This is a genomic window from Wolbachia endosymbiont (group A) of Tromatobia lineatoria (assembly GCF_964028565.1).
Classification (GTDB): Bacteria; Pseudomonadota; Alphaproteobacteria; order Rickettsiales; family Anaplasmataceae; genus Wolbachia; species Wolbachia pipientis.
In genome coordinates, this window is the sequence record NZ_OZ034791.1 from 827,167 (window position 1) to 845,164 (window position 17,998).

The following is a 17,998-nucleotide window of genomic DNA, read 5'->3' on the forward strand; positions in this document are numbered from 1 at the left end:
TATAAATTCCCTAATAATAAAACGGGTTTTGTGTCATTCCAGTACTCCTCTCTTATAATTTACGTGTTTAAGAATAACTTCTGCTAAACCTTTACTAATTCCAGGTATGTTTTGAATTTCAGCCAGAGAAGCTTTGCTTATATTTTTCACTGAACCAAAATAAGACATCAACGCTTTTTTTCTTTTGTTGCCAATGCCGGGTATTTTGCTTAATTGTGAAACTATAAACTGTTTATCGCGTTTTTTTCTATGTGAAGTTATCGCAAAACGGTGGGCTTCATTACGCAGCAATTGTAAGTAAAGCATGACTTTGCTGTCATTTGCCAGACTGAATTCTTCCCTGCCCAGCATATAAAATCTTTCATTTCCTGCGTTACGATCAGGACCTTTTGCCATACAAGCAAAAGGAACGTTTATATTCAATACTTCCAGTACATTCTGTACTATGGAAACATGTCCTGGTCCACCATCAATCAGTAAAAAATCAGGTATTATGCCTTTTATATTGCCGGAGAAACGTCTGGTTAGCACTTCCCTCATCATTTTATAGTCATCGCCTGAAAATTTTTCCTTTATAGTAAATTTTCTGTACTCACTTTTTAAAAAACCCTCCTGCCCTGCAACAACCATTACACCAATTTGTTGGTTTCCAAATATATGGCTATTGTCATAAACCTCAATACGCTTTGGAATATTTGGTAACAAGAAGATTTTGCTAAGCTCCTCAAGCTTTTCTAGGTTATTTCTATAATCGATAAGCTTCTGCTCTAAGCTATGCTGAGAGTTATCATAAACAAATTTCAATAAATCACGCTCTTTTTTATTCTTTGCATGCAGAACTTTTACTGGCTTTTGAGCAACCTTATATAGTGCTTGTTCTATAATTTCCTTATCCACAATAGAATCTGGAACGTAAATTTGTATTGGAGGTATGTTAGCTGAATTATAAAAATTGACCAAAAAGGTGGATAAAATTTCATCATTTGAGTGATCACCACAGTTCTCGGCAAAGTAAGGAGTGCTGCCGTAGTTGTCTTTATTTCTGAACGATAACACACTAATACATGCTAGATCCTCTTCACGTACAATACTGAAGAAATCTGCATCTTTTTCAAAAGAAAAATCCGTGTGCTGTATTTGAATTTGCTCAAGAAACTTTACCCGATCTCTATATATAGCAGCAAGCTCATAGTTTTCTTCACTGCTGCACTTTCTCATTGTGAAAAGTAACTGTTCTTTCACTTCCTTATTTCTTCCAAGCAATGTATTTCGTGCCTGTTTTACTGATTGGCAGTAGTCGTCTTTTGTGATTTTGTTTATGCATGGTGCTGAGCAGCGCTTAATTTGATATTCAATACATGGTCTTTTTGTTGAGGAAAAGTATTGATCTGAACATACTCTTAGGAGAAAAGCTTTTTGCAATGACAATATAGTTTGCTTAACAGCAGCGGCAGATGTAAAGGGACCATAATAATGAAACTCATTTTTCTTAAATTTGCCTCTATATTTTGCTATTCTTGGATAATCGTGCTTGGAAATTGTTATATAAGGATAAAATTTTCCATCCTTGAGCACAATATTATAAAGTGGTTTCAATGATTTTATTAGCTGTGCTTCAAGAAGCAGTGCTTCGATTTCATTCTCAGTGATGAATATTTCAACCTTAATAACCTGTAAGAGCATAACTCTAATTCGTTCAGAAAGGTTTTCGAATTGAAGGTAGTCGGATAACCTTGACTTTAAGTTTTTTGCTTTTCCAACATATAAAACTTTATTCTTATCTCCAACCATCTTATACACGCCACAGGATTGTGGAGATGATTTGATTTGTTCTTTATATTGCCTGAGCATTTATCCATTGTTTAACCTGTATGAGGTTAAAATCTGCTACTAAATGAAAGATGGAAACTACATTTTCAAGCAAAGATAATCTGTTTCTTCTCAGCTTATCAGAATCACAGTTAATCTTTATACTGTCCATAAACTGATTGATAAACGGAGCAAAACCAGCAAGTTCATCAAGTGCTACATTAAAGTGGTTATTTTTTATCGCTTGTTTTATGTTTTTACAAGCAGTTATAGCACAATTTGATAGCGCAATTTCTTCACTTTCAATCAAAAACCTCTTACCGTAAGATGCACTATAAGTAGTGCCATCACTTTTCCTTGCTTTGCTCATCATGTTACTGACTCTTTTGTAAGTGCTTAGAATTTGTTCACCTTCTGGAGTACTAAGATAACGATCCAATATAACAGTTTGCTTTTCTGCTGTCAGCAGATCATTAATATCGATTTTATATAGTATTGAATCTACAACATCTTGCCTTATATCTCTATTTTTTAAAATAACCTTGAATCTTTCTAAGCAAAATCTAAATACTAGTTCTGAAATTTGTTTTCTATTCGGCTTATCAACTGACGCTGTATTTTTATTAAATAGAAGCCTTGAATATAAAGATACTGACTTGTCTATCATTAGCCTAATTGGAACATGCAAATTATTTTCAAGTATTGTCCTAATTATACCAATTGTCATTCTCCGCAAACCAAATTGATCATACGAACCAGAGATTTTCTCACCTGCTGCAATTAAACCAACTAAGCTATCCACTTTGTCTGCAATTGACACAGCAATTGCAGAAGGAGATTTAGGACACTCCTGCTCTGGCCCGATTGGCTTATAATGCTCAGTTATAGCTTCCACTATTTCTCTATCTTCTTGAAAATAAGAAGCATAATATCCACCCATTACTCCTTGTAATTCTGGAAACTCTCTTACTATCGATGTTGCCAAATCAGCTTTTGCCAAATATGCAGCACGTTCAACTTTTATCAGCGAAGCATGTGGAATAAATATAGCTATATACTTTGACAAAGCCGTAATACGCTTCACCTTTTCCCCCACGCTGCCAAGTGAAGCATGAAATAATATTGAACCTAATCTTTTGACATAATAATCTAGATTTTCCTTTTTATCTTGAGATATTAAAAATTGGGCATCAGCAAGACGTGCTTCTAATATTCTTTCGTGTCCTTTAACAACTTCACCATTGTTGACGTTGACAACAGTGACAAAGTGTGAAATTCTCTTTCCATTACTTAAAGCAAGGTATTTTTGTTGTGTATTAACTATACTAAGTATTACTTCCTTCGGTAATCCAAATGACTTTTCTTGATTCACTTCACCAAACAGTACGATTGGCCACTCTATAAGCCCTGTCAATTCATTTAGTAAATAATCATTTTTCTCAAGTTGTAAATTCTGCTCTTTTGTGAATTTATTAATCTGATCTAGTATAAATTGCTTTCTTTTGTCCATTTGGAGAATTACACTGTTTTTTTCTAGCAATTCAAAATAGTCTTTAGGTGTTTTAACAGTAAGCGCCGTACCACTTGAGAGAAATCGATGGCCATATGTTGTGTTAGATGCTGTAATCCCTGCAAAAGATACAGGTATTATTTCATCATTTAAAATGCATAAAATGTTTTTAATTGGCCTAACCCACCTTTCTTTTCCTTTGCCCCATCTCATACTTTTTGGCCAAGAGAAATTTTTTAATATTTCTCCTAGTTGATTTTTAAGAAACTCTTGAATGTTAAATGAGCAGCTTTCTCTTTTAATGAAGTAAAAATCCTCATTATTTACTTTTCGAACGAGCAAATCTTCTTCATTTTTCTGATATTTTCTTAAAAAACCTTCGATAGCACTTTTTGGTGCGTTAATGTTTGGTCCCTTAACTTCGTTATTGGAATCCTTTAGCTCCAAAGCATTTATGTTGTCGACAAATAGGGTAATGCGACGTGCCGTTACAAAAACCTCCATTGATGTAAATTTTACATTATTTTTGTTAAAAACATTGGCAATACAGCTCTTAACTTGAGTTGCAGCTACATTCTGCATTCTCGGTGGTATTTCTTCTGAAAGGCACTCAAATAATAACTGCAACGACATACGCTATTTACTCATGTACAATTCACAACATTTTTTTGTTAGCTCTCTAACTTTACCAATATAAGCTGTACGTTCATTCACACCAAGCACACCTCTTGCATCAAGCAGATTAAGTAGGTGACTAGTTTTAATACATTGGTCATAGGCTGCCATTGGTAGCTCCTTTTCAATAAGGAACTTACACAATTTTTCCGTATCTTCGAATTGCTGCTGTACCACTTTAGTATCATAATAGTCTAACGCTAGATAAGAAAATTCATATTCTCTTTGTTTAAAAATATTTCCGTAAGTTACACCGTTATCGTTCCAAATTATATCGTAAACATTATCTACACCTTGTATGCACATTGCTAAACGTTCCAACCCATATGCCACCTCACCAGGAATCATCTTGCAGTCAATCCCTCCAACTTGCTGTATATAAGTAAGCTGTGTTACTTCCATTCCATTGCATGTAACTTCCCAACCAAGTCCTGATGCACCAACACTTGGATTTTCCCAATCATCTTCAACAAACTTAATATCATATTTTTCTGTAGATATGCCAAGAACTTTTAAGCTATCTAAATAGACGTCTTGTAAATTATTACCAGATGGCTTTATTATAACTTGATATTGGTGATGTTGATACAAACGATTAGGATTATCACTATAGCGCCCATCTGCTGGCCTAATTACTGGTTGTAGATATGCAATTTTTGCCGGTTTTGTATCAATTGCAGACATAATTGTTGCAGGATGTAATGTGCCAGCACCAACTTCAGATGTGTATGGGTGAAGTATAACACATCCTTCACTAGCCCAAAAATCTTGTAACTCTTTTATTATACTTTGTAAGTTCACACAAATTGTACACTTTTTATACTAAATATATAAATAAATAAGTACTATTCAATACCTATTTTTTTAACAGTATCATGTAAATAATCACCTAAAACTGCTGAACTTTCCCTCACATACTGAATTATGCTTTTATTTAGGACAATTGCATCATGCATAGTTAAATCGCAGAATATAAATGCTGTTAAATACAGTAAAATCACCGCATAAAATGTGTAAAAAATCCCCTCAAATGTAATTGACATTGCATTATTATAGCTGAGCTGTATTGAACTTATTGGCCATGGTTTTATCACTTCTACGACATTAAAAAATACGTAAGGTATCATAAGAAAAAAGAAAAAGTGCATAAAATCATTAAACCAAAATGGGCATTGAAACATCTGCTTACATATATTCCCATAGAGTTTACTTACAGCATAATAAATCGACATCATTGCCGGCATTGAAAGTGCTACAGTCAGTACTTGCCCTGACGCTATTTGTATTACTATTTCTTCACCACTGTTTGCTGAAGGGTCTTGAGCATGAAAAATAAATATTCCAATTAATTGCATTACTAACATAACTATTGCCAATTTTGTAAAAACAGCAGCTACAACTATTCCTGAGTCTGGCATTTTATATAGTAAGTATTCGCCTCCATATGTAAGAATTAATATAACATCGACAATAAATAATATTAAAAAAGAAGACCAATAGTTCTGCCAACTTGGTAAATATCCTATTCCTAAAAGAGAGCTTACTGTTTTAGCAGGAAAAACCTTGCCTAGCATCTTTCCCAAAAATTTAAAAAAAATCCCCATGTTCTAAGTAACACTTGGTTTATATTATTTATAATACTGTATTGTAACGGACTTATCAACAACTTAAAACATGTATTGGAAAACTTTAAGTAATATGCAGCAACAGTAGAAGAACGTGCGCCAAAAATTTAATAATTTTATAGGGCTTATGCACTTAAATTTTTTGCAATATCAAGTGCAGCGTAAGTGAATATTGCACTTGCACCCGCACGTTTGAAACCAATCAAAGATTCATAAATCACCTTGTCATAATCTAGCCAGCCATTATTTGCAGCAGCTTTTATCATTGCGTACTCACCGCTTACTTGGTAAGCAAAAATCGGAAAATTAAACTTATCACTTGCTGTTTTGATAATATCTAAATATGGCATACCTGGTTTAATCATAATAAAGTCTGCACCTTCATTTATATCCATTTCAATTTCGCACATTGCTTCGCGCGCATTTTTATAATCCATTTGATAACCACTTTTGTCTATAGAATGTGATAGCCCACATGAACCAACGACTTGCCTGAATGGAGCATAGAAGCTAGAGCAGTATTTCACTGCATAAGATAATATTAATACGTCTTGAAAGTTGTTATCATCTAATGATTTTCTGATTCTTCCTACTCTACCATCCATCATATCAGAAGGAGCAACTATATCACATCCTGCCTTCGCTAAAGCAAGTGCTTGCTTACACAGTACTGATATAGTTTCATCGTTTTCTACATCCATCTGATTATCTTTTAAAATGCCGTCATGGACATGAATAGTGTATGGATCCAGTGCAACGTCTGCAATAATACCAATTTCAGGTACCTTTAATTTTACAGCACAAATTGCTCTGCAGATTAAGTTGTCAGAATTATATGCTTCTTCAGCGTTTTCAGATTTTAGTTTACTATCAACTACAGGAAAAATTGCAACAGCATTAATTCCTAAATCTTTAGCTTCCTTAACTATAGACACTAATCCATCTATTGAATAACACTTTACGCCTGGTAAGCCAGAAATTGGTTCAGTTGTTTCTTCTCTGTCGTGAACAAATAGAGGAAAAACTAAATCATTTACTGATAAGCTATTTTCACTTGTTAAATTGCGAACCCATTTGCTCGAGCGCCTGCGTCTTAATCTTGTATTTGGAAAATTAAACATTGGATCCAGGTAAATTCCCAGTAAAGAGCAACACTCCTGAAATGAGTACCACCCAAAGCACCGATATTGGCAGAAACACTTTCCAACCAAGGCGCATTAGCTGATCATATCGATAACGAGGTATTGTTGCTCTAATCCAAATAAATACGAATAAAAGTATAATTATCTTCAAAACGAACCAAATTAAACCTGGAATTTTATAAAGCAAACCAAGTTCTAACGGAGGATACCACCCTCCTAGAAAGAATATTGTCATCATAGCACTTGCTAAAATCATGTTTGCATATTCTCCCAAGAAAAAGAGAGCGAAAGGCATGGATGAATATTCAACGTTATATCCAGAGACAAGCTCTGCTTCAGCTTCTGGTAAATCAAATGGGTGACGATTAGTTTCTGCAAGCAAAGAAATAAAAAATATTATTCCTATAGGCATTAGTAGCAAATCAACCCAAAATGGCATATTGTGTTTCGCTACCACCATCTCTCCGAGGTTCAACGTGCCAGTCGTAACAACAACTGTAGCAACTATTAAGCCTATTGAAACTTCATATGAAATCATCTGAGCAGCCGACCGTATAGCGCCAAGAAATGCATAATTAGAATTGCTTGACCAGCCTGCAATAATTACGCCGTATACTCCCAGCGACGATATAGCTAGCACATAAAGCACTCCAACATTAATATTTGCTATAACCTTAGGAATAACTACTTGCTGGCCATTTTCTACAATTACTTCAGCACCAAACGGTATAACTGCCCAGGCAATTAATGCCAAGATAAAGGTAAGCATTGGAGCCATAATGAACAGTATGGTGCTCGCTCTAAATGGTATTATCGGCTCCTTAATCAGGAGCTTAATAGCATCTGCAAATGGCTGCAATAGCCCAAAAGGTCCAACTACACTCGGGCCGTGCCTTAGTTGAATTGCACCAATAACTTTACGTTCAAAGTACACCAAATATGCTACTGAAAGCAAAAGTGGAATGAGAAGAAAAATAATTTTAAATATTAAAGGCATACAACTCTAAACCAAAAAAGTAATTCATAATCGCCAAAATGAAGAATATAGCAAGCGCAGTAGATAAAGCAGATGATGTTATTAGAGTAAGAGCAGCAACCATATTCCGCAACCTACCATTTTCCGATTTAGCGTAGTAGCGCGATACGTACCAACTGAACAATATAAATGACATAATAATAACAATTATAATTATTGATAATCTAGAACTATCATACACCCCGCGTGAAACTATACCAGCTGTAGCACCACATACAGCTGCCACAATAATTTGCCTAAAAAGGTTAAACATATTCCATGAACTAGTATCTTTAATTTTAACATCATCACCTAATATGAATGAAAGTAAAAAAATCATGATTATTATTAACGGAAAATAACTCCATCCATCTTTAATAACTCCAGGAAATATACCACCTGCCAATATCAGTACATGAACAAATAATGTTACAATATCAGCGCGCAATTGTAGCAACGTATAAGGCTTACATTCTAAAATTGGATCCTTGTTCATTATTACTAAATTGGCTTTATGCTCAAAGTAAACCAAGACTGGCAGTAAAAAAGGCGTTAAAATAAATAAAACATTAACTAGCGTTATCATAAAAAGCCTTAGTACAATCCGCCATTATTTTTGAAGCGCGACTTATTGAATCCGTCATATAAAAATTACACTCCTTTAAACTAAAAGGTGTATTACTTAAGCTTATTTCACCACTGCTGATTGGTACCCATGTATTTTTTATCACTTGATCAGCATTTCTAAACTGTGGACCGATAGTATCTAATTTTTTTCTCACGTCAAATAAACTATCATATGGTAAGGAGAGATCCAAATATTGCGAGAGATTTTTAATAATTAACCAGTCCTCCTTTGCTTCACCTGGAGGAAATACAGCTAAATTTGTTCTTTGCACTCGACCTTCAGTGTTTACATAAGTTGCATATTTTTCTGTATATGCAGCACCAGGCAAGATAACATCTGCCACATGTGCACCCTTATCACCGTGATGACCTTGATAAATTACAAATGTGTTTTCTAACTTTGATGTGTCAATTTCATCTGCACCAAGAAGATAAACAACTTCTATTTCACCACTTTCTGCATGTTCCAATATTTGATTAATATCCCTTTCGCCTTTTTTAGGAACAAACCCAATATCTAGCCCACCAACTCTTGCTGCAGCTTTATGCAGCACATTAAAGCCATTCCAGTCATCTCTGACCATGTTAAATTCTTCTGCAATTTTGCCAGCTAGAATTAGAATTGATTCAGAATCGTCTCTTACTAATGCATCTTGACCGATAATCAGCATAGGGCTCTGAGCAGCACTCAGCAGCTTACAGAACTTATGATTTCCATTTGCTATTTCACTCAAAATATCAGGATTATCGCCCAATTTCTCAACATGATACAAATATTCAATGTTAGGACCAACACTTGCAACAGGAAAGTTGCCCTGTAAATATCTCTTTCTCAATCTTACGTTAATGATCGGTGCTTCTATCCTTGGGTTTGTATTTATAAGCAGACACAAATCCGCATTCTCTATACCTTCAATAGTGGTATTGAACACATACGATCCACGATTATTTGGTATAAGTTTTGCACCATCCTGCCTGCAATCTATATTTCCCGAGCCGAGCTTCTGCATCATTTCTTTAAGTAGAAGCATAGACTCACAATCTGCTAAATCACCTGCAATTGCAGCTATTTTATTTGATTTTGTATTCTTTAATTTCTTTGCAGCAACAGTTAATGCCTCATTCCAATCAACTGGGGCTAATTTACCATCTTTTTTTATATAAGGTCGATCAAGACGCTGAACTTTTAGTCCATCATAGGCAAAGCGGGTTTTATCTGATATCCATTCTTCATTTATTTCTTCGCTCAGCCTTGGCAATATTCGCATAACTTCCGGGCCACGATAATCAACTCTAATACTACTTCCCACAGCATCTAGTACATCTATAGTTTCGCAATGTGATAGCTCCCATGGACGCGCTGTAAAGGAGTAAGGCTTTGAAGTTAAAGCTCCTACCGGGCAGAGATCTATGATATTTCCGGATAATTCAGAACTAATATGCCTTTTTATGTAAGTGCTAATCTCTACATTTTCTCCCCTTCCGATTCCTCCAAGTTCATTTGTACCTGCAACATCAGACAAAAATCTAACACACCGAGTGCAATGAATGCATCGATTCATCGCGGTCTCAATCAGTGGTCCGAAGTGTTTTTTTGGCACAGCCCTCTTATGCTCATCAAGTCTGCTGGTTCCTTTCCCATAAGCCATCGTGATATCTTGCAAATCGCATTCACCACCCTGATCGCAAATTGGGCAATCAAGCGGGTGGTTAATTAGCAAAAACTCAAGCACACCTTCACGTGCTTTTTTAACCTTAGGGGTATCAGTGTGAATAACCATCCCTTCTGCAACTGGCATTGCACAAGAGGCTACTGGTTTTGGAGGTCCACCCTCCACTTCAACCAAACACATTCTGCAGTTACCAGCAATTGCTAAACGCTCATGATAACAAAAACGTGGAATTTCAACGCCCACGACTTCACAAGCTTGAATTATAGTGAGCCCATGCTCTACTTCACATTCCTTAGAATTAATAGTAACTTTAACCACAACTATTATACAGCTTCCCACTTTATAGGATTGCCGCTTACCTCATCTTCAACCAGATTGCCGTTGTCATATTGAGCAGACATATAATTCATGCGCGAATCACGATCTATATATCTAACAGGTTTTACCGGTTTATCTTTATACATTTTTTGCTCAGCTTTCTTACGCTGAGTAGGGTTATTTTTACTAGCTGTCTTTGCTTTCCCACCTGCTGCCATATAAACTCCTAAAAACTTTTCATTCTATTTTAACACTTAAGTATATAGCGTCAATATTTAATAACTTTAAAATTTCAATAGATCTCTTATTATAATCATTTTACAATCATTGTTTAAATAAAAAGTTACCCCTTGATGCCATTCCAGCGCATGACGCACAGCTGTACGAACATTGCAATTTGCAGGCAATTTGCGTGGCAGATTCAAGTAGCTGACACTGGTTTCCATCCAAAACAGCAGTAGCCCTTTTGGTGTCATTTCAGTGCTTGACACTGAAATCCAGGATTTTGATTGGATACTGAGTTGGTAAGCATAAAAGTATAGCTAACGCGAGCTCTACGTCATACCGCGATTTATTCGCGGTATCTCAAAGCATAGATCCCGCTGCGGGATGACGATTGTCGTTTAGCTATAAACATTAAGAAATTTACCAAACGAAAAAAAAGGCAAAAGAAGCCCTGGGGTTATTATCCGCTTTAAAATATTGGCGTTTTTTATGTTTTAAACGCTTGACAAGCAAGATTAAGCTGCTTTTAATTGCAACTAACTTACGCTGCAAATGTTTAAGAAATTTACTAAGCAGAAAAAAAGACAAAGAATCCCCGAGTTAGCTAGTCTTTTACTATCTCTGTCGAGTATTGGCATTTTTTGATGTCTTGTAACGCTTTATAAGCGCGTTCAGCTTATTTAGATAAAAATCTAGATGTAGATGAAGTTTTGTAAAGACATACAGTATCTATATACTGCAAAAAATTGAACATAAGACGCCGATACATTAAGTAATCCTTACCTTTTAATCTGCAGATTGGCGAAAGCAAATACAATAGCTTCAATTTTATGATAAGGGGGCTGGCGGAGTTTGTCAAGGAAGTTTTTTCGTTTCTAACGATTGTTAACATGCTGCAAAAAACTATGCAAGAGGTCTACCACTTTATTAGGTATTTGTGCAGTTATTGGTGTTATCAAGATACTCCCTAATCTTCTTCAAGTCCTCCCAGGCTAAACGTTTTTGTGCCGGTTGGCGAAGTAGGTAAGCTGGATGAAATATAGCGGCTGTGGTGATTGAATTGGACAAATATTGGTTAGTGTACATATGAAATCTGCCACGCAAATTCGATATAGTTTTTGTGCTGTCAAGAAGGCTATAACATGCGATTCCCCCGACTAAAATTAGAATTTGCGGTGAAACCAGTGCAACATGCTTCTCAACAAATGGTCTGCACATATCAAGCTCTAGGTCGGTTGGCTTTCTATTGCCAGGTGGGCGCCAAAATACAGTATTGCTTATGTATACCTTAGTGCGATCAAGATTGATTGCATTTAACATTTTATCGAGCAACATTCCACTTGCACCACAAAATGGTATGCCTTGAAGGTCTTCATTTGCTCCTGGAGCTTCACCAACGAGCATAATTTTTGCATTTGGATTACCATCGGAAAAGACAGTATTAGTTGCAGTTTTTTTTATCTCACAACCTTCAAATGATTCAACTGCACTTCTTAATTCATCCACACTACCACATTTACCTGCAAGTTTCCTTGCTTCAATTATCCAATCACTTGGAAACATGTCTTTTCCATCTTTAGTGTCATTCCAGCGCATATCTGCATCTTTCTTCTTGGTCCCAGTTTGGATAACAGAGGGTTGTACACTCTCTTTGCTCTCCAATTTTTTTTCCTCTTCACCCTCCATTAGTGTGCAATCAACGCCCACTTCATGGTAAAATTTTAATAATTCTAGGTCTTTATTGCTCATAATGCTTTTTAACCTTTTGTGCTTTTTTCATGGCCATATCATACTTTAATTTAGATAAATGTCTAATATATAATATGCCGTTTAAGTGATCTAATTCATGCTGAATACACCTTGCAAGCCAACCACTAGCTTTTAGCGTCTGTTCTTCGTTATTTAAGTCTCTGTATTTCACAGTTAGATACTTTGGACGCTTAATTTCATGACTTTGCTCTGGAATTGAAAGGCATCCTTCCTTGAGAATTACTTGTTCATCGGATAATTCTGTAATCTCAGGATTAATCATGTAAAATTTGCCAGTTGAGCCATATCCTGCTGGCTCATTTTCAATCGTTTCTAGCTGAATATCCATAACAAAAATTCTCTTTAACACTCCAACTTGCACTGCAGCAAGGCCAAGACCTTCTGCATCATACATAGTTTCGAACATGTCGTTTACTAATTCTTTAATTTTATCGTTTATATCTGTTACTTCACTGGCACGTGTGATTAGTCTTTCATCAGGGGCAATTACAATTGGTAATATGGACATAAAAATTATAATTCTATGTTTTGCTTTTCCTTTTGTCCATAATTTAGTGTATATTAAAATGTTGCTATATCTATAATAGAAATATAAATTATTAAAGGAAGCTACAATTTAAATGAAATTGCGTAATAAGGTTAACTAATGTACTCTGCAGTAATAGCAAAACCAAAGAGAAACGTTTTTGCTGTTTTAGACATAGGTACAACAAAGATTATTTGTCTAATCGTTAAAATAAATGGCAACTTCAGCTATAAAGTAACAGGAACGGGCTATAAGATTGCAGAAGGTGTAAACGGTGGGTCGATAACTAATGTAAAACACGCAAATTACTCCATCTCATCAACTATAGGTTTAGCTGAGCAAGTATCAGAAGAAACCATAGATCAGATATATGTGAACATTGCTGGATGTGGCATCTCATCTTTCAATGTACATAATGAAATTATTGCAGCTAACCATGAGATTTCTGAGCGTGATATAAGACGTGTAGTTTTTCAAACATTTGAGAAATATATTGAAGACAATGTTATCATTCACAATATACCACTAAAATATCACTTAGATGACATGACTGACATAAAAGAAGTTGGTGGATTGTACGGAAAAAGACTATCTGCTGATGTTAATGTTGTCACTGCTTCGCGTCCAGCGCTTACCAATATTGAAAACTGTATTACCAATAATGGTGGATTAAATATGGCAGGTTGTATTGCTTCTGCATATTCTGCAGGTCTTGCCTGTCTGAGTGGAGATGAAAAAGAGCTCGGGACTGCTATTGTTGATATAGGCGGTGGGTGCACTGCAATTGGAATTTTCAAAAGAGGGAAACTTGTGTATGCAAGCAGCGTTCCAATTGGTGGTGTTCATATCACTCGAGATATTGCTTACGGGCTATGCACAAGCATAGAACGTGCAGAGTATATAAAAATACTGTATGGCAGCACTATCGTAACTTCAATAGATGAGAATGAGTACATTACAATGCAAAACAACGAAAATGATGAACCTACTCAAGTATTCAAATCTGAGCTTATTAACATCATAAGACCAAGAGTTGAAGAAATACTTAAAATGGTAAGAGAGCAATTTCAAGAGCAGAAAGATCCAATTAATAAAGTAGTGATCACAGGTGGAACTAGTCAACTCACAAGCATGAAGGAAATTGCAGGCTATATATTCAATAAGCAAGTTCGAATTGGGTGCCCTGAGTCTTGTAGCGGTCTTGATGGCGAATATGATAAAAATCCTGTATTTTCTGCTGCTATAGGCTCTATAAAGCTAATAGTTGACACTTTTTATAAAAATAATTCTGGTATTTTAGGTCAGGATGGTAAAATGAGTAAATTGTATAATTGGGTTAAATCAAAAGTTACAGTCTAGATTTCTGTTTTACCACCTTTCATACAAATGACTTGACACTAGGATCCATAGGACTTATTTTTATAATATGTAAAATTATTATGTTTATGTACTTGCGAGTAAGCGTACCAATTACAATAAGACATGGAAAATATGAACATAACTATACACTCACAAGAAGATTTTGAATTTATGCGCAAGGCTGGCAGGCTTGCTGCTGAAACTCTTGATTTCATTGCACCGTACGTAAAGGTAGGGGTGACAACCAATGAATTAAATGATCTATGCCATGACTTTATAATTAATGCAGGTGCAATTCCAGCACCACTAAACTATAGGGGGTATCCAAAATCAATTTGCACTTCAAAAAATGCAGTTGTGTGCCATGGTGTTCCCGATGATAAACCGCTTAAAGATGGAGATATTTTAAATATTGATGTCACGGTGATTTTAAATGGTTGGCATGGTGATACAAGTCGCATGTTTTGGGTTGGCAAACCATCAATCAAAGCAAAACGTTTATGTGATGCTACTTATAATGCGTTGATGGAAGCAATCAAACAAGTTAAGCCCGGCAATAAGTTAAATGAAATAGGGCTTGCTATAGAGAAATATATTAGAGATTTTGGATATTCTATCGTACGCAGCTACTGCGGACATGGTATAGGAAAAGTCTTTCATGCTCCACCAAATGTAGTGCATTTCTATGATCAAGATGAAGATCTTGTCTTAAAGGAAGGTATGTTTTTTACAATAGAGCCAATGATTAATGCTGGAAAACATGAGACTCTGCTCAGTAAACTCGATGACTGGACAGTAACAACACGCGATCTTTCACTTTCTGCTCAATTTGAGCATACACTTGGAGTGACAAAAGATGGTGCTGAAATATTCACATTATCACCTAAGAATTGGCATTTCCCACCTTATAATTAGATTTTTTTAAATTCTGCTATACTGCAACTATACTTGGTTTACTTTGGGTGATTTTGAAGAAAGCTCACCCTTAATTTGCGATATAGCAACTAGCCCAATTAATGCACAGAAAATCATGTAAAAACTAGCTGAAGTCTCTTGTCCTGTAACCTTGATAATTGTTGTGCATATAAATGGTGCAAGGCCGCCAAAAAATCCAGCAGCTATATTTCTTGATAAACCAAATCCACTGTACCGAACCTTTGTTGGAAATAATTCGCACATAAGTGCACTGACAGGACCAAGCGATGCAGCTATTGGAATTATAAAAGAATGTGTGCCAGCAAGTAATTGCCACTACATAACATTGAAAAAACTGGATAACTTACTATTACAAAAGCTATAAATGCAAATTTCATAACTTTTTCTCTTCCTACCTTATCAGAAAGTATAGCAAATAATATTGTCAATCCTCCGAGCGCAATTTGACTCAGTATTTCCACTATATGATTAAAATGAGTATTTACTGTTAATATTTTATTCGTAAGCACATTGAAAAATACCAAATATATATAGAGAGACGCATTTTCAACCAAGTCAATACCTATTGATATTAGAACAGGCTTTTTGTAATTGTTTAATAACTCTTTTAGTGGCAATTTAGACGGATTTTTTTGTCTTTTATACTCTGGGCTTTCATCAAGTATATATCTCATATATATGCTAATTAATCCCATTGCTAAACTGAAAATGAAAGGTAATCTCCACCCCCAAGATTCAAAATCAGATACTTTTTTGCATATGAGTACCGCTATCAGGCTTAATATTGAACCAAGAATTGCACTTAATACCTCAATGCTGCCAAAAAATCCTTTTTTGTTTTTAGGAGCATGTTCTATTAAAAATGGTGCATTTCCTGCTTCTCCTCCAAGAGATATACCCTGCAATAATCTTAAACACACTACCAGCATTGACGCTAGTATTCCAATGCTTTGATAACCTGGAACAAAAGCAATTAATACGGTTGATAAAGTCATTAATATAATCGAGAGCAATAAGGCAACTCTTCTGCCATGTTTATCACCAATGTGACCAAATATAGCAGCACCGACTGGTCTCATTAAGAAACCCACTGCAAACACTCCAAAAGCCTTCAATACGCTGGTTAGTTGATCATCCGATGGAAAAAACACACCACCTATTATGTTTATTAAGTGGCCAAAAAGCATGTGGTCATACCACAATAAAGTGTTACAAATCAAACTTGAAAATATTACTTTTGTTATTTGCTGCATAATTTCCCTATAGCCTGTTTGATCTTATATATAAAAAAAAATGTGAACGTTATGTGAATATTATATTAACAATATTAAACCTTGATTTTAATATTATTGCTCATATATTCCGATAAGATACCATATTTTGGCAAGAAAATCTATGTACATAAATAAAATTGATGTGAAGAGTAGAGTAGAGTAGGATATCTACACCAACTGTACTTAAATTTTTTGATATGACACACACTCCAGTTTTGTTAAAAGAGATGCTATCACTACTATCACCGCAGGATGGTGGCATATACGTGGACGCCACATTTGGAGCTGGAGGGTATAGCAAAGCAATATTGGAGTCAGCTGATTGCAAGGTATATGCAATTGATAGAGATGAAACGGTAACTAAGTTTTATGATGATTTAAGCGTTAGATATCCCGATAGAATAAAACTATTCATTGAGAAGTTTAGTAATATTAAAAGTATACTAAGCAGCGTTGAGCCATCTCCTGTCATCCCAGTACTTGATACTGGAAAAAATAACTGGTCACGCGCTGGAATGACATCAAACGGAGTGGATGGAGTGGTCTTTGACATCGGAGTTTCATCTATGCAGCTTGATAACGGAGATAGAGGGTTCTCATTTTTACATGATGGTCCACTCGATATGAGTATGGATAACTCTTCTTATATAAACGCTTCAACGTTTGTTAATGCTTTACGCGAAGAAGAAATCGCAAATACTATATATAACTACGGAGGAGAGCATCATTCTCGCAAAATCGCAAGAGCAATAGTAAGTGCACGGAAGAAGAAAACTATCAAAACTACATTTGAGCTTGCGAACATTGTACGTTCTGTGGTGTTCCGTGGAAAAAGCAAAATTGATCCTGCAACCAGAACATTTCAGGCAATCAGAATATGGGTAAACGATGAGCTGGGAGAACTTGAAAAGGGTATTAAAGCTGCATCTGAGATTTTAAGTGAGAATGGCAAATTAATTGTCGTCACCTTTCATTCCTTAGAAGATCGTATAGTCAAAACTTTTTTTAAAGATTTATGTGCTACTGATTGCAAGACATTCTCTCTGCTAAATAAAAAAGTGATCGAAGCAAGTATAGAAGAAGTAAGTGCAAATCCGCGTTCACGCTCAGCAAAACTAAGAGCTATACAGAGGTTGTCGTGAGAACTTTCTGCATCATCTCAATAGTTATGTTTTTTCTTAGCATTGTAGGACTATTTAAGGTAAAATTACATGTTCAGTCGTTAAATAGAGAGCTAATAAAAATAAAAAGTGAAATTAATTTAGTACAAAGTGATATAAAAGTTTTACAAGCAGAGTGGAGCTATTTAAATAATCCAAAAAGACTTGCAAGCCTTGTAAAGAAATACCTAAAAAATAACTCTTTAATACTGGCTAGCCAGGTTAAAAATCTTGACTCTTTAAATGGCCGCAGTGTGTTAGCACAACTTAAAATCCATGATCAACAGTGAGATTAAGTCTTATTTTTTACAGATGAGCACATCACAATAAAACTTACTTTGTATCCGTTCAGGA

16 protein-coding genes and 1 pseudogene are annotated in these 17,998 nt (G+C 35.4%); 4 read left to right on the forward strand and 13 right to left on the reverse strand.

The annotated features are described in order from the left end of the window. Positions 1-33 precede the first annotated feature (33 nt). The 12 genes from uvrC to def form a co-directional block, all read right to left on the reverse strand. Complete coding sequence (uvrC, locus tag ABWU48_RS04330) at positions 34-1,851, reverse strand: excinuclease ABC subunit UvrC (RefSeq protein ID WP_353288280.1); 1,818 nt, start codon at positions 1,849-1,851, stop codon at positions 34-36. Then, positions 1,835-3,952 carry a glycine--tRNA ligase subunit beta gene (glyS, locus tag ABWU48_RS04335; protein ID WP_264374139.1) on the reverse strand — a complete coding sequence of 706 codons (2,118 nt, stop codon included), beginning with the start codon at positions 3,950-3,952 and terminating at the stop codon, positions 1,835-1,837. Before glyS ends, uvrC begins: the two co-directional genes overlap by 17 nt. A 3-nt stretch (positions 3,953-3,955) precedes the next feature. Then, complete coding sequence (locus tag ABWU48_RS04340) at positions 3,956-4,795, reverse strand: glycine--tRNA ligase subunit alpha (RefSeq protein ID WP_209473214.1); 840 nt, start codon at positions 4,793-4,795, stop codon at positions 3,956-3,958. Between the two features lie 44 nt (positions 4,796-4,839). Beyond that, complete coding sequence (locus tag ABWU48_RS04345) at positions 4,840-5,598, reverse strand: phosphatidylglycerophosphatase (protein ID WP_353288281.1); 759 nt, start codon at positions 5,596-5,598, stop codon at positions 4,840-4,842. 146 nt (positions 5,599-5,744) lie between these two features. Continuing rightward, on the reverse strand, positions 5,745-6,740 hold the full coding sequence (gene hemB / locus ABWU48_RS04350; protein WP_353288282.1) for a porphobilinogen synthase: 996 nt from the start codon (positions 6,738-6,740) through the stop codon (positions 5,745-5,747). Next, the gene (nuoH, locus tag ABWU48_RS04355; protein WP_209473210.1) at positions 6,733-7,758 is read right to left on the reverse strand and encodes an NADH-quinone oxidoreductase subunit NuoH; all 1,026 of its coding nucleotides are present in this window, start codon (positions 7,756-7,758) and stop codon (positions 6,733-6,735) included. Before nuoH ends, hemB begins: the two co-directional genes overlap by 8 nt. Next, positions 7,742-8,272, reverse strand: a complete 531-nt coding sequence (locus ABWU48_RS04360) for a hypothetical protein (RefSeq protein ID WP_264329784.1) — start codon at positions 8,270-8,272, stop codon at positions 7,742-7,744. The genes nuoH and ABWU48_RS04360 overlap by 17 nt, the downstream gene beginning before the upstream one ends. A 73-nt stretch (positions 8,273-8,345) precedes the next feature. Then, a complete protein-coding gene (gene nuoG / locus ABWU48_RS04365) occupies positions 8,346-10,415 on the reverse strand; it encodes an NADH-quinone oxidoreductase subunit NuoG (RefSeq protein WP_353288283.1) in 2,070 nt (689 codons plus the stop codon). Continuing rightward, a complete protein-coding gene (locus ABWU48_RS04370) occupies positions 10,400-10,612 on the reverse strand; it encodes a hypothetical protein (RefSeq protein WP_006279675.1) in 213 nt (70 codons plus the stop codon). Before ABWU48_RS04370 ends, nuoG begins: the two co-directional genes overlap by 16 nt. A 66-nt stretch (positions 10,613-10,678) precedes the next feature. Next, positions 10,679-10,885 (reverse strand): hypothetical protein, encoded by a 207-nt coding sequence (locus ABWU48_RS04375; RefSeq protein ID WP_038250894.1) that lies wholly within the window; start codon positions 10,883-10,885, stop codon positions 10,679-10,681. A gap of 661 nt (positions 10,886-11,546) precedes the next feature. Further along, positions 11,547-12,368, reverse strand: coding sequence for a uracil-DNA glycosylase family protein (locus tag ABWU48_RS04380; protein ID WP_353288284.1), 822 nt, complete (start codon positions 12,366-12,368; stop codon positions 11,547-11,549). Continuing rightward, on the reverse strand, positions 12,358-12,897 hold the full coding sequence (gene def / locus ABWU48_RS04385; RefSeq protein ID WP_264329787.1) for a peptide deformylase: 540 nt from the start codon (positions 12,895-12,897) through the stop codon (positions 12,358-12,360). The genes ABWU48_RS04380 and def overlap by 11 nt, the downstream gene beginning before the upstream one ends. 138 nt (positions 12,898-13,035) lie before the next feature. On the opposite strand from def, the gene ftsA reads away from it, so the two are divergent. Both ftsA and map read left to right on the forward strand, forming a co-directional pair. Then, positions 13,036-14,274: a cell division protein FtsA gene (gene ftsA, locus ABWU48_RS04390; protein WP_353288285.1), complete on the forward strand. Its 1,239-nt coding sequence runs from the start codon at positions 13,036-13,038 to the stop codon at positions 14,272-14,274. 132 nt (positions 14,275-14,406) lie between these two features. Next, complete coding sequence (gene map, locus ABWU48_RS04395) at positions 14,407-15,189, forward strand: type I methionyl aminopeptidase (RefSeq protein ID WP_141456790.1); 783 nt, start codon at positions 14,407-14,409, stop codon at positions 15,187-15,189. Between the two features lie 27 nt (positions 15,190-15,216). Here the strand turns inward: map and ABWU48_RS04400 are convergent. Then, positions 15,217-16,463 (reverse strand): annotated as a pseudogene (locus tag ABWU48_RS04400) (MFS transporter). A gap of 218 nt (positions 16,464-16,681) precedes the next feature. On the opposite strand from ABWU48_RS04400, the gene rsmH reads away from it, so the two are divergent. Together rsmH and ABWU48_RS04410 are read left to right on the forward strand one after the other, a co-directional pair. After that, entirely contained in the window at positions 16,682-17,626 is a 945-nt protein-coding gene (rsmH, locus tag ABWU48_RS04405) for a 16S rRNA (cytosine(1402)-N(4))-methyltransferase RsmH (protein WP_209473203.1), read from the forward strand. Next, the gene (locus ABWU48_RS04410; RefSeq protein WP_007548286.1) at positions 17,623-17,934 is read left to right on the forward strand and encodes a hypothetical protein; all 312 of its coding nucleotides are present in this window, start codon (positions 17,623-17,625) and stop codon (positions 17,932-17,934) included. The genes rsmH and ABWU48_RS04410 overlap by 4 nt, the downstream gene beginning before the upstream one ends. Positions 17,935-17,998: the final 64 nt, after the last annotated feature.